This window comes from Chitinophaga rhizophila, from assembly GCF_019492185.1.
Taxonomy (GTDB): Bacteria; Bacteroidota; Bacteroidia; order Chitinophagales; family Chitinophagaceae; genus Chitinophaga; species Chitinophaga rhizophila.
In genome coordinates, this window is sequence record NZ_JAICCF010000003.1 from 959,766 (window position 1) to 973,037 (window position 13,272).

10 protein-coding genes are annotated in these 13,272 nt (G+C 37.5%); 6 read left to right on the forward strand and 4 right to left on the reverse strand.

The genetic code is table 11. The features are described from left to right. The first annotated feature begins 2 nt into the window (after positions 1-2). From K1Y79_RS18460 to K1Y79_RS18480, 5 genes are all read left to right on the forward strand, one after another. Positions 3-2,603, forward strand: a complete 2,601-nt coding sequence (locus tag K1Y79_RS18460) for a thioredoxin-like domain-containing protein (RefSeq protein WP_220251638.1) — start codon at positions 3-5, stop codon at positions 2,601-2,603. Positions 2,604-2,787: 184 nt separating this feature from the next. Then, positions 2,788-3,072, forward strand: coding sequence for a hypothetical protein (locus tag K1Y79_RS18465; RefSeq protein ID WP_220251639.1), 285 nt, complete (start codon positions 2,788-2,790; stop codon positions 3,070-3,072). Positions 3,073-3,497: 425 nt separating this feature from the next. Then, entirely contained in the window at positions 3,498-4,655 is a 1,158-nt protein-coding gene (locus tag K1Y79_RS18470; RefSeq protein ID WP_220251640.1) for a DUF4221 family protein, read from the forward strand. A gap of 556 nt (positions 4,656-5,211) precedes the next feature. Continuing rightward, positions 5,212-6,558 carry a serine/threonine protein kinase gene (locus K1Y79_RS18475; protein WP_220251641.1) on the forward strand — a complete coding sequence of 449 codons (1,347 nt, stop codon included), beginning with the start codon at positions 5,212-5,214 and terminating at the stop codon, positions 6,556-6,558. Positions 6,559-6,575: 17 nt separating this feature from the next. Continuing rightward, complete coding sequence (locus tag K1Y79_RS18480) at positions 6,576-7,502, forward strand: metallophosphoesterase family protein (protein WP_220251642.1); 927 nt, start codon at positions 6,576-6,578, stop codon at positions 7,500-7,502. On the opposite strand, the gene K1Y79_RS18485 is transcribed toward K1Y79_RS18480, so the two are convergent. The 4 genes from K1Y79_RS18485 to K1Y79_RS18500 all read right to left on the reverse strand — a co-directional run bounded on the left by K1Y79_RS18485 (position 7,495) and on the right by K1Y79_RS18500 (position 12,156). After that, on the reverse strand, positions 7,495-8,274 hold the full coding sequence (locus tag K1Y79_RS18485; RefSeq protein ID WP_220251643.1) for a hypothetical protein: 780 nt from the start codon (positions 8,272-8,274) through the stop codon (positions 7,495-7,497). The genes K1Y79_RS18480 and K1Y79_RS18485 overlap by 8 nt on opposite strands. Then, positions 8,271-10,457, reverse strand: a complete 2,187-nt coding sequence (locus tag K1Y79_RS18490; RefSeq protein ID WP_220251644.1) for a lanthionine synthetase LanC family protein — start codon at positions 10,455-10,457, stop codon at positions 8,271-8,273. Before K1Y79_RS18490 ends, K1Y79_RS18485 begins: the two co-directional genes overlap by 4 nt. Before the next feature lie 14 nt (positions 10,458-10,471). Continuing rightward, complete coding sequence (locus K1Y79_RS18495) at positions 10,472-10,726, reverse strand: helix-turn-helix domain-containing protein (RefSeq protein ID WP_220251645.1); 255 nt, start codon at positions 10,724-10,726, stop codon at positions 10,472-10,474. A gap of 446 nt (positions 10,727-11,172) precedes the next feature. Further along, positions 11,173-12,156, reverse strand: a complete 984-nt coding sequence (locus K1Y79_RS18500) for a helix-turn-helix transcriptional regulator (RefSeq protein WP_220251646.1) — start codon at positions 12,154-12,156, stop codon at positions 11,173-11,175. A gap of 652 nt (positions 12,157-12,808) precedes the next feature. On the opposite strand from K1Y79_RS18500, the gene K1Y79_RS18505 reads away from it, so the two are divergent. Then, positions 12,809-13,240 carry a response regulator transcription factor gene (locus K1Y79_RS18505; RefSeq protein WP_146306333.1) on the forward strand — a complete coding sequence of 144 codons (432 nt, stop codon included), beginning with the start codon at positions 12,809-12,811 and terminating at the stop codon, positions 13,238-13,240. The last annotated feature ends 32 nt before the right edge of the window (positions 13,241-13,272 follow it).

The window sequence follows — 13,272 nt, forward strand, 5'->3', positions numbered from 1 at the left end:
GTATGAGATTTCTTTCAATGATCATCGTCGGAATGATTTTTTTTTATATATCTGGTACGCCTCTATCCGCAATGACTTCTTCAACATTGAGAATATTGCGTCAGGATTCTTCCATTACTGTAACTTATCAATCTGAGTCGGATTGTAGTTTCCAATCTTCCTTTATCAAGGTTTTACCAGTAGATGTTCTGCATGTATCGGATAGATCTTGGAGGGTATTATCGGGCAAATGCGAGTCAGGATTACTCAAATGGGAAATAAAAGCAAAGGAGCCAATTTACGTAGTACTGGACGATATCATCAAATCCAAAGTTAAGCATAAAACTATACTCGAGCCCGGAGATAGTGTCTTTATAATTGGTAAAACTAATGGACATATTTTAGTCTCGGGAAAAGGGTCTAACAATATAATTTTGCCATTGCAAATTGATTCTGTGCTATCTCTTTTAAAAAAACCATCAAATCCGAAAGATATCATAACCGTCTCTTTACATGATTATTTTGAATGGAATAATTACCTAAATAATCAATTGGAAAAAGGACTAAAAATATTTGATTCATTCAAGGGAAAATTATCTGACTATGCTTATAGTCGTATTAAAGCGGAGTTCTTAGATCAGAACTTGGATGACAGATCAGATAAGTTCGGATCTTTTTTGTCCATGTGTACCCGAAAAGCTGACATCCCTAAAAAGGACATATGTGAAATATATGATACGACATATTTTCCAGTTGCTTCAAAATACTATCCTATGATTTCAAGGGAAGTATTTGGTACTTGGAAGCCTATTATGTTTGAGGCAATCCGGAAATACTCGTTTGATTTCGATGACGCGTCTATTAATACAAAGACAAAAAGACATCTTCTGTACTACGGCTCAGGAACGGCAAAGCTCAAGGATAAAGTTAGGGAGCTGTTCATTCAGGAGCTGATTACAAAATATTTCATCAGTGATTTAGGATTTACGGCTGAAACAGAAGAGGTTTTAGCGAATTATTATAAAGAGCCAGGGTATCCGGAATACAAAAGATGGTTAAAGCAATTCGAATTAAATAGGCGAGAATTGTTAAATCAGAAGAGCGCAATTGATTTTAGACTTGTAAATAAAGATGGGAAAGTTTTTACTAAAGAAGACTTCAAGGGAAAAGTTTCAATTTTTGATTTTTGGTTTACTGGATGTGAGGGTTGTCTGCAGATGGTACCGGCGATGAAGGCCATTGAAAAACGGTTTCAATTAGATTCTAATATTGTTTTTGTAAATGTTTCGATTGATCGAGATAAAACAAAATGGCTTGAAAGTATACGAAATGCTAAATATACTACGGGCTCTGGTCTTAACCTCTATACTGCTGGCGAAGGTGATAGTAATGAGATGATACGAAATTACGGGATACATGGATATCCGTCGCTATTATTATTAGATCCATGGGGTAAAATGATTAACTCACATCCTAAACCGGATCCACGATCAGATAGCGGAAAGTCGCTAATTAACATTTTGGAAAGTTATAAGGGATATATGAACGATGGACCATATCTATTATATGAAAACGACTCGGCGTTTGAATATGTGGTAGTCGGAAATAAGATTTTAAAAACCGCTATTCAATCTCGGAAGACTAGACAAATTTTAGTGAAACCTGGCATCAATGATAAGTTTATTGTGAGGATAAAAGACTCTTTGCCGAACGAACCTTGCATATTCTCTACACCCGGAAAGATGCTTATCTTATCTGATATAGAAGGGGAATATGATGCACTCAAAAAGTTATTGATTGCTAATCGGGTGATTGATCAGAATTATAATTGGATATTTGAAGATGGACATTTGGTTTTCAATGGAGATATGTTTGACAGAGGTAAACAGGTTTCCGAATGTCTTTGGTTAATCTACTCACTTGAGCAAAAGGCAAAATCTGCGGGAGGATATGTACACTTTATATTGGGTAATCACGAAATCATGAATCTTCGTGGTGATGATAGATATTCACATGTCAAATATGCCGTAAATCGTACAATATTAAATAAAAGTCAAAGGCAACTATATAGTAAAGATAGTGAATTAGGTAGGTGGCTTAGAACGAAGAATATAATGGAGAAAATTGGCAACATTATGTTCGTTCACGGAGGGATAGGTAAAGAATTTACAGATTCAGTACCATTGCCAATCGAAGAGGTAAATAATTTATTTAGAGAAAATATTGACGTTATCCAGCCTAAAGGAACATACGCGCGTATGATATTTTCCCCATATTATTCGCCTTTTTGGTTTCGTTTATATTATGACGATAAAGACAAACACCTGACCATTCATGGGGATACGGTGAATATATATGTTCAACACCCTACGGATCATGAGTTGTCCAATATACTTACAAAATGGAATGTAGATAAGATTATCACAGGACATACAATCGTGAATGATACCGTAAGCTCACATTATAATGGTAGAGTAATCAACACAGACACGAGACATGCACACGGCCAGAGCGAAGCGCTTCTCGTAGAAGGATCTGAGTATTTACGGGTTAATCAAAAAGGGGATAAGAGATATCTATTTAAATCTAGTTTTTCGGAACGAAAAGTTTTTTCCGGGAAGTAATGTATATATCAGACTTTAAATCCAACATCATTCGAGATGTTGGATTTTTCTTTTAATAAAGTGCGACATAGTATTTAGGAATTTTCATGAGTGTAAAAAACATGCACTCTGGCATGTTAAATTTGAAATGTTGTTAATGGCCATTAGCAATTTGTAAATCATTATTCACACAAAATAGATTAACATGAAACAAATATCATGGCGTAGAATGTCAGTACTAGGTATCGTACTGATGGGAGCCTCTGCCGTTACTGCTGCAGTATTACCTAATAAAACTGAGGCAAGAGATTCTGTAGGATCATTAACTCAAAGTACAGCAAATGGTCTCGCAATAAGCTGTACTGTTACTGGTTCAGTGGGAGCTGCTTGTAATGTTACCGCAGGAACATTGACTACTGTTGGTACAGGCGCTGATGCTGAGAGTATAGCACAGACTCCACAGACGGCAAACAATACAACTACATTCTAAACTTATTGTTTGTTGTTTGTCGTTAATAGAGTATTAATGAAATTCTTAGCTATTAATGATCAGACTGTCTAAGGAAGTAGTTTGTCTCTTTATGAGGGAAACTATTTCCTTAGATCTCTTGGTTATCAAAGAATGAATTAATTATGATAGTAATGAAATGTGTTTCACATATTTTATTGTCTTTTTTATTTTCTGCAACACCAGTTGTTATCTCATTTTTAAAATGACAAGTAACTGGATACACTATGCTATATCCATTGAACAGTGTAGGAACTGGATTTTTCTATTAGTTACGATAATTTTCTTGCTTTATATTTTGGGGCTTGCAGTAAATATTGGATGATTAAGTTATGGCTTGATGTTCTACAATGGTAAGAATATGTAATTAAGAATAGTTGCGTATTCAATAATAAAATCGATAGTCCATGAAAAGTGGTATTTCAAAGTTAATTACATTCATTTCTATAGTGATTTTTTTTATTGCCTGCATTAAAGTCAAGCGAATTGATATTCCAGAAAGTACATTTATTCGCATTGCTCCAGTACATGGCAATGTTACTTTATTTCCGTTACGAGATACACTCACTTTCCAATTGGATTTAAAAACCTTTAATACTGTAAAATCAGTAACATCCTTCGTGATGGATGGGCGTGGGTATATTTCCTTTTTAGATGCGCGCTCCCGAACTATAAACATCTATAATGTGGAGCACAAAAATTTGGTGATGAAAATGGCATTGGACAAATATTTTGAAAGAACCGAGTTGAAGGGGTTAACAGTTTTTGTTCAAAATTTTGATAGTATTTATATTGCTAACAAGGAGGCTGTTTACTTGCTAGACACAACAGCGAGGATAAAATTAAAGCTAAAATATGATGATGCAAATGCAGGTACTGCTTTTTTTGACATTTTTTCTCCGCCAGTTATCATGAATAAGCGATTGTATGTAGGTATCAGATCGCATATAGATGACTTGTCCTTTGAACAAATATCAAAATCTCCAGTAATTTATGCTTTTAATCCGATCGATAAAAGTCAGGAGTTAGTATATCGATTCCCTCAAATATACCAGGACAAAATTCTAGGAGATCATTTCATTAAGGCAAATTTTTGTGTTAATGATAAGGGATATTTTGTTTTTAGTTTCCCCGCAGATACAAATATTTATGAAACCAACTTTGTACAGTATCATAATTCCTATTTGGCCAAAAGCCAATTGCAGTCTGATACTTTAACCCCGGTTCCAAAAATAGAAATAGAGCGAGACAATGGGTTTAAGCAATACGCAATTAGAGACGCATATGGTCCAATTTATTATGACCAGTTTAATAAACGCTATTTACGAGTATTTAAGCAAAGAATGTCAGATTCTGCCTATGAATCGAATAGAATAAAAAGAAAGTATTCTTTCGTTATACTGGATCAAAACTTTAGGATTATTGGCGAAGGAGATTTACCAGAAGATGTTTCTTACTCATCAGTCTTCTTTTTAAAGGACCAAATATACGCGCGAACTAATTTTAATGACGAATATGCTTTACACTTTGTAAAATTATCTTACACTCGGAAGGATTCGATCTAAATAAAAAAAATAGTTAGTTTATGAGATTCTCCAATATTTTTTGCATATCACTAATGCTACTAGCCTGTGGTATAAAGAGAAGTGAAATTACGAGTGAAACCTTAATAACATCAGCTTCTCAACAAGATTCTCTGTTCAATAGTCTCATGGAGATATCTCATTACTCAGTCCCAGAGGAGAGGCGTAGTGATTCGTTGGCTTTCCTTATCTTACCTGTTCAAGCTAGTTGTCCGAGCTGCCGTTCAAAGGTGATTGACAGCATAGTTAAACACATTGCGGATATCAAAGAGAATAGATATATAATTATCTCTGCTAACGGCGGAGTTAAATTGATAGGTAGCTTTTTTAATGACGAACATGCAGAGTTGCCAACTAATAGGAACTGGCTAATTCTTGATAGTCTCAATCATGCGCATGTACTTAAGCTATACGATGAAAATCCGACCATTTATTATACTCATAATAGAAGGGCCTACAAGATGGTTTCCAGTATCCCAATGACAGTGAAAAAGGATCTGAATAATTTCTTTTCAGCCACATCTTTTTAGTAGTGCACATGATTGCGTTAAATCCATATGAAGATATTATCGCGTATGAAACGGAACTTCTGGCGTACAAATTAGATGTAAAAACAAGAGGTGTGTGGCTTGAATGTGGTAAGTTGATTAGAAAGAGGGGTATAGCTATAGTTATCAGTGTTGTGAAGTTACATATGAAGCCTCTGTTGGACCGTATACTACCTGTACTGAGTGCGCAAAGGGTACCTTTTGTGATGGTGAAAGATTCTTTAATTCACCATTACACTAATATGGGTGGGTATGGAGGGCGGATGGTAGGGCATATATTCACTTTTTATACAGATAATAATGATGATCTGATACTATTATTAAAGCATATAGTGTCGTTGACAGTTGATTTGAAAGGACCAGTTGTCAGAGATGCATTGCAGCTTAGTCAATCAGTGTTCGTTTTCAAATATGAATTGATAAGAGACAAGAACGGGCAAAGGCATAAACAACTATCTCGCCCGGCCGAGATGCCTATGCTCGAAGAGCTGCGCATAAAGCAGCCACTCAAATATATTCCTCAGAAAGCTTTTGTGAGGAAGCTGTATTTTAATGTAAGAACAATTAAATCATCGCCAAAGGGCAACATTTATAGCGTACGTAGTCTGATGCACTTAGGCAGGAAGTTAATCATAAAACAGGGTAACCTGAATATGGTTGATGATTACGATGGCCGCACGATTCGCGACCGCCTACTATGGCAAAAAAGAGTGCTGTCAGATTTGCATGGTAAATTAAGCCTACCAAAACCGATTGACTTTTTTGAGATTTCCGGAGATAGTTATCTGGTATTATCTTTTATAAATGCAGAATGCCTGGATTACAGGATAAAAAATGTTTACAAGAAGGGAGGGTGGAACACTCTGTCTTCAGATGCTAAACAAATAATACTTAATTACTTTGTTAAAGTGTTGAAACAGATCGCTCTACTTCATGATAACGGTTATGTCCACCGGGATATAAAACATGATAATCTCATGATTACTGTAGCTGATGAGCCAGTGCTACTGGATTTTGAACTTTCCTGGTCACTAAGAGATAAATACCCTAATCCTCCATTTTTAGTAAAAAGTCCGGGGTACCAGGCTCCAGAGCAGCTACAATTGAGGGAGCCATCCGTAAAAGAGGATGTATATTCCTGCGGAGCATTACTATTTTACTTACTATCCGGGGAACATCCTAAATGTATCAATGAGCAGCGAGATATTGGTAATCTTTTCAATATAGGTGTTGCTCCTGAATTTACTAAGCTTATTAAGGAATGTATGTCTGCAGACCCTAATGATCGACCAGAGATCAAGCAGATATTACATCGAATAAACATCCATCAGTTGTAATTCTCAAATATATCTTTATGAGACAGAGCTTTAGAGTGGCACTACAAATCCCCGAAAATGAAAGGAAATATTTTTCTTTCAGATTGCATCAGCAAGTGAATGACGCAGTTACAGAATGTAAGCAATCAAAAAAGTTGTTGGTCATTTCTGGTATTGATGGGCATTTTAAGACCTTTTCAGACCTGCTTATTAAAAGTGAAGTATTAGATGAAGGTCTTAATTGGAACTTTGGTAATAATCACCTCGTAATACTCGGTAATTGTATACGAGAGCAGGAAGAATCAGTGGAGTTTCTATGGTTTATATATTCTCTTGAGGAAAGAGCTGAGTTGGCTGGTGGGGCCGTTCATTTCATATTGGGTACTCACGAATTAATGAACATTAATGCTCCGTGGAGTCGCAAACAACCCTTATATGCAAAGAGGAAAAGCGCTTCAAGAGGAGCAGCTACTGCGCTCTACGACGGGAACAGTGAGATCAGACGTTGGCTACTTACTAAGAATATAGTAGAAAAGATAGGTAGTACCCTATTTATTCATGGAGGTATAGCCCGCGAAATATTAGAGATGAAGCTTTCAATTCGCGAAATAAATGCTGTCTGTAAGCAAGGATATACTCAGCTTGAAAACTTTTTCAACCCTTTGATGCAGAAATTGCTTATCGATCCCTACAACCTTGTAAATTATGGGTATAGCCGTTCTTCTGCCAATATCGAATTAATCAACGAGACGCTACAGTTCTATGATGCTGAAACTATTGTAACAGGTAATAAGACAGAACAAGACTTGGAATCATATTTTGATCACAAGGTTATCAATGTTTGTAGTAATTACTCAGAAGGACATCCAGAAGCCTTATTTGTCAAACGAGATCGCTTTTATCGATTAAATATGAGAGGAAAGCTTAGCCGTATAAAACAGGTTGGTTTGGGAAAAGCTAACTGATAATACTACCTGTGCACCAGTCCACCAATATTAACTGATACTCTGATAAAATATTGACTAGTTCGTCATTTACATAATCAAGTTGTTGAAGTGCTAGCTGTCTGATTTTACCCTCAGTGTCCAACGAACCATAATACACATAACTATCTGAAGATATCACAAATCCATTTTCTATATAACCGCTATTATCCCATTGAATACTTCCGGGCGAGGGGTTACTAAGATATTTTACGAAATTATTCAAATTGATCTGGAGACTGCCGCCTTCGAGTTGTTCTCTGTTTAAGACGGTATTATATCCTGCTAATGGATTAGTCCTCGCATTATCTATAATGGTGAGTACTTCGTCTGTCATTTCCTGAATTTTTGGTAAATCATAAAGCGGATAGAAGGATAATTGTAACCAATTGTCTGCATCAGTACTAAATAGTTGAGTGTTAGCCAGTGGGGAGCTATTCGGAACCAGCTTCGGACATGTCGCCTGGCTGGGTACAGCGTATTTGATCGCTGCTGTGGAATGTTCTGCCTCAATAATATAAAGTTTGATCCGTTTCTTTCCAAAGTAGCTCGTACTTTCCCTCACTTCAGCTTTCATCACACGCCATTTGTTACCATTGATGGTAATGAGAGTTGGCCGATCGAACGAATCAGGGAGTATGACCTTTTTAGGATTATATTGCAAAATGGCATCTGACAATGCATGTATAAATATAATATCCACCTTTTGAGGGAATAACGAGAATATAGAGTCTACTGCAGTTAATATTTTCATTTGGAATAGCTGTGTATTGAACGAATACGTGACGCCGTCAAATTAACTTCTTTACGAGGAAGCATAGGAAAAGACACTTTTTCTGGGTGTAGATATCTTATTAGAAAATGTAGAACGCCGCCTAGCCCAGCTCCAAAAGTAGCAAACGGCTGACGTTCGTGTTGAGTTATCCAATATGCACCGTGTAGCGGATGAATATTTTTGAGATGTAGTATATGCTGGGCGATCCAATCTGCACGTTGCCACCAGATATTATCACCTAATATTTGATGTGCCTCTAGGTAAACTTCTCCCAACCCGGCAAGTCCGTTTGAATGACTTAAATTACCGTTCACTATTTGGCCTGGCTGACTTAATAATGCGCCAGTGGCATAATGCTTATAATCTGAAATTCCTGTTACCTCGTACCCTTTGATGAAGGCCATTGCAATTCCAACGGGGCCATGTTCCAGGAATGCAGAAAGCTCTTTACCGGTGCTGGAACGCCATGTGTATGCCTCTTTCTCCCTAATTGCTTTTCTCATCAGCCATTGTAGTCCTTTTTCAGCCCCATTGAGAGCTGCCTTGTTTCCTGAATGTTCATAAACGCACAACAGAAAATACGTAATACCTGCAATCCCTTTTGTGAATCCTGGGATAGCCTTTTTCTTGTTCTTTTGTCCGTTGAATAGCCATGAACCGTCTTTTTGTTGTTCCGAGAGCACCTGGTTGAGGTATTCGGATAATTGCTTGTCTAGCTCTTGATTATCACGAAGAGAAGAACACATAATAGCACCGATTCCTATCCCTGATATACCGTTTGCTATATTTAGCTGTAAATTGCTGTCTGTACTTAACAGCTTATTTATTTTTGCCTTTAAGTCATTGTCAAATGTAATGTTATTGTTAGCTTCCGTTAGTGAAGCTGCTATGCCTGCCGCGCCTGTATAAAGTGACGAACTGGGGTGATCAATAAGAATGTATTTGTTATAGATCAACTCAATCCCCTTTTCTATAAATGGTAAGTTTTTGTCAATATCAAATCCCATTCTTTTTGCTCTGCTTAACAAAAGTATCACTCCTGCGGCCCCCCTCGTAAAGCTTGCATACCATGACTTATTAATTTGCTTCTTATCAGCGATATCTGGTCCTTTTTTCGATTCAGTAAACCATCCTTGTTCTGGATCTGCAAGAAGAGCAGTGCTAAGTGTATTAATTACATCCTGAATAATATTGTGTATCTGCTTTGGGTCATAGTGATATGATGGAGATGTCTCGCGGTTTGATGCTTTCGACGTATTTTTATACTGCCTTATTGTGTTCCTTATAACTTGAAGGCTCGGCCGCTCGCCAGGCTGTGGATGCATACATTTTATAGCTACATCCGCTAGGCTACGGTCAGGTATAAAGAAATGGAGCCGCTTTTGTAAATCTTCAAAAGAGGTATCGTTCATTTTACTGGGGGATATACATGTCCATATCTGGGCTATTATGGCACCAAGAGCAAAAATATCTTCCTGCTTGGTTGGTTGAAGCGTTTGTAATTGCTGAGGTGACATATATCCATGTGTACCCAATTGATAAGGATGCTGAGGTTGTTGCCGGCTGATCGAATAGCTTAATTCCATATCTATCAACGCCAGTTTGCCACCTGGCATAATCATGAAGTTATTGGCGGTAGCGTCCCGATGAACAACCTGTTCATTATGCAGTTTTTCCAATAGATCTATAATTCTCAACAGGTAATCCAGGAATTTCTTTCCCGTTTTGCTGCGATTGAGTATAGCTTCTCTTAGTTGCCCCTTGTCTCTTTTCAAAAGTTGCGACAAGGAGCTGCCTTTGATTCTTTCAATAACCAGGTAATAGTTGCCATTTTCTTCAAAGCTATCAATATAACGTGGAATGCGCACTTTATCCTGAAGCTGCTGGTGAAGTTCCTTTTGCCAGAGTAACCTGTCTTTTATATCTCTTCCATAGCTGTCTTTGCTCTCACCATGGCATCCCTCTTTAATGACGCATGCACCGATATTAAACAGACCTTTTATATAGAAACACCTCATTACATCATTTTTCCTGCTTTCTTTCAAGCTTTTGGTAATAATGTAATAATATCCAACGCGCTGGCCGTTTTTCTTAGCAATTTTCCCTGTCTCTTTTTTCTCTACTCCATTGTCAGAAAGCGAAGAGCTGTTTTCTTCTTGCATAAATCTGATTTTAATTAAATACTGATTTCTGTACCTTCTTCTTTAAACTTGCAGAGGGCCATGAAGCGCCCCTCTGTTTCGTAGTAGTAGCTTTGCCGCTGTGAGCAATATTTTATAGGCGCACCATATTCTTTCATTAGATTGAGGTAATCAAAAAGACTTCTTCTTGATATGCCTAATCTATGCGCCAGTTGATCAGGTGTACCTGTGCCTTTAATCCGTATCAGATTATCAATGTGTTTCAGCTTATATAAGATATCGATCGTCATATTAATATTGGAATTATGATGAAAGTTGCATGTGAATCTTGTATAGGATAAAAGGCGTACATTATCGCCAATACAGGCAATACTGCTTCGTATCGATCTTCTTTCAGAAGCGATATGTCTAAGGGTTAACCGCAGTATGGTTACAGATAAATCAACGGTTAAATTAACGGTGCTAACTTGCTAGAAGGCTCACTCTCGGTGAAGCCAATGCATGATAGTCATAGCTGTTTTTTTAATTTGGGTATAACAGAGTTGATGGTGCCGATAACAGGGTTATAGTTCTTCAATTGGACAATGGCTTTGGCTATAGGCTGAGATCAAATATCGTCGCAATATTAAAGTTAGGTTAATAAAACTAGCATAAATTATCCGGGGCGGCATATTTACTTATCCTATATGCGCATTTTCGCAGTTAGTTTGGGTGGATTCATTAAATATACTGGTTTTCATTCACTGCTCCTACTACGTCTGGTCTCACTCGGTGTTTCTCCATAATAGTTCTTATATACTTTGGTGAGGGCTGATGGGTTTTTGTATCCGACAATGTATGCAATGTGTGCAATGCTGACATCCCTGTCTATACATAAAGATCTCGCTCTTTCCAATCTTACTTTAAGTTGGTAGTCGGAAAACGACATACCACAGTATTTAATAAAGCTCTGCCGTAACTTAGAAGCGCTGATAAAATATGTAGAAGCAAGTTGGGAAATGCTCAGCTCTTTATCCAGGTTATTACTTATGAATGCTTTGATAGTGTTAAAAGTCACATCCTGTGATGAGGGGATAATACTTGAATCCTGTTGTTCAAGAACAAGTATAAGTAATTCCTGAAGCTTTCCTGCCAGCCATGTTCGTCGCAAGGGAGTGTTTACTATACAAAATTTCAACTCACGGTTCAGATGATGCATGCCTTCCCAGATAATTCCCGGGGTAGGAGTTAGATGTGCAGGCATACCCATATCTATTTTATAGACCCAGTTACTGGCGAGTTTGGAATGATTGGAATGGTAAGCCAGCAGGTCTCGGCTGAATTGGTAATATTGTACCTCATAAACGCCGGGCACAAATAAAGTTGGCTGTTGGGGACCTGTCACGTGAAAGCAATTATATTGCCCTTGAAGTAGCGGTATTGTTGTCAGGTTTGCGTAGGACATATTAATACTCCCCTGTATCATGCAGCACAACGTACTTAAAGGGTCCTTGGCTTTTGGTAGCAGCTGTACCGGCTCCTTTACTACAAATACATTATTAGTTAAGCTGCATCCATTTGCTACTGCCGTATGATAGATAATATCTACAGCAGGAGAGGTCATGAGTATAGGCTCTGAAAAATCACAGCGATATGCCGCATACTGTGGGGGAAGCTGATGTGTCACTTTAATATGGTGCTCGGGCACGCCGACGATACCATATTCTATAGTCACGTTCATATTGTTGTATTTGCTTTGAGGGATGTTGGCGTAGATTTTAGGTCAACGAGACTGGGTTAGAGTCGTAAGTAATATTCGTCACAAAGGGGGGGAGTACAAAAAAAAAGAGGTTAAGAAATCATTAAGAATAGGAGCCAGGCTAAACAACCTGGCTCTTTACTTAAAACAAGAAAACAACCTGTTAAAATATTTGACACCGGCGGGAATACGCAGGTGTGGATTAAACATTTATTGGATAATCAAAAGTAGATGCTGGAAAATATAAATCTGTGAATGAGATGTTAATGAAATAAAATTGTCCCGGGCGCTTGACCCGGGACAATAACTAAAACAACAGCTATGAATGAAAATCGGTAATTCTGCCATAAAAAGTTCAATTACCATACCATCTGCCATATTGCCGGTCTGCGTTGTATATCTCAGTTCAAACAGTGGAGTGTCTACAAATATTGTGGAAATATTTCTACATATTTGTGTGGTAAAATGCTTTTCTCCCTATGGAAGACATCGGTTTGGTAATGGATTGATATTTGTCAGATAATGTTTTGAGTATTTGCGAAGGATAGGGTGGAAAATGTGTAAGAGATAGGCTTTCTATATGAATATATCTACAAGTATTTGACAATCAATTTTTAATGGAACAAGTGAAAGCATGGCACAGCATATAAAAACGGATGTGGACCACCCGTCCGATAAAATATTGACTACTGAGGGGAAAAAAGGATCGTTTATTCTGATCATTGATGATGAACCAGATATCTGTAAATTACTGCAATTAAGTCTTGTTAAACACGGCTATAAAGTGAAATACGTACATGCACTGACAGAAGGAATGCAGTATCTCCAACAACAACAACCTGACTTACTTTTCCTTGATATACATCTCCCTGATGGTTCCGGCCTGGAAGCATTGCCTGCCATCAAAAAGAAATGTCCAGCATTGCCTGTTATAACTATCAGTGCATATGATAATGGGATGGAGAAGCAGAAGGCCCTCAATGCAGGTGCCAGTTACTTTATGGCAAAGCCATTTAACGTAACTAACCTGGATGAATTAATGAGTAATATGTTAAGCCAGAAATAAGTGGGTGATAATTTTTGTAAATTTAAAAACGC

Excerpts from the sequence above, each read along its gene's own strand:
- K1Y79_RS18460 (WP_220251638.1), top strand. The coding sequence starts at position 3 with ATGAGATTTCTTTCAATGATCATCGTCGGAATGATTTTTTTTTATATA.
- K1Y79_RS18475 (WP_220251641.1), top strand. The coding sequence starts at position 5,212 with ATGATTGCGTTAAATCCATATGAAGATATTATCGCGTATGAAACGGAA.
- K1Y79_RS18505 (WP_146306333.1), top strand. The coding sequence starts at position 12,809 with ATGGCACAGCATATAAAAACGGATGTGGACCACCCGTCCGATAAAATA.
- K1Y79_RS18495 (WP_220251645.1), bottom strand. The coding sequence starts at position 10,726 with ATGACGATCGATATCTTATATAAGCTGAAACACATTGATAATCTGATA.
- K1Y79_RS18465 (WP_220251639.1), top strand. The coding sequence starts at position 2,788 with ATGAAACAAATATCATGGCGTAGAATGTCAGTACTAGGTATCGTACTG.
- K1Y79_RS18485 (WP_220251643.1), bottom strand. The coding sequence starts at position 8,274 with ATGAAAATATTAACTGCAGTAGACTCTATATTCTCGTTATTCCCTCAA.
- K1Y79_RS18480 (WP_220251642.1), top strand. The coding sequence starts at position 6,576 with ATGAGACAGAGCTTTAGAGTGGCACTACAAATCCCCGAAAATGAAAGG.
- K1Y79_RS18470 (WP_220251640.1), top strand. The coding sequence starts at position 3,498 with ATGAAAAGTGGTATTTCAAAGTTAATTACATTCATTTCTATAGTGATT.
- K1Y79_RS18490 (WP_220251644.1), bottom strand. The coding sequence starts at position 10,457 with ATGCAAGAAGAAAACAGCTCTTCGCTTTCTGACAATGGAGTAGAGAAA.
- K1Y79_RS18500 (WP_220251646.1), bottom strand. The coding sequence starts at position 12,156 with ATGAACGTGACTATAGAATATGGTATCGTCGGCGTGCCCGAGCACCAT.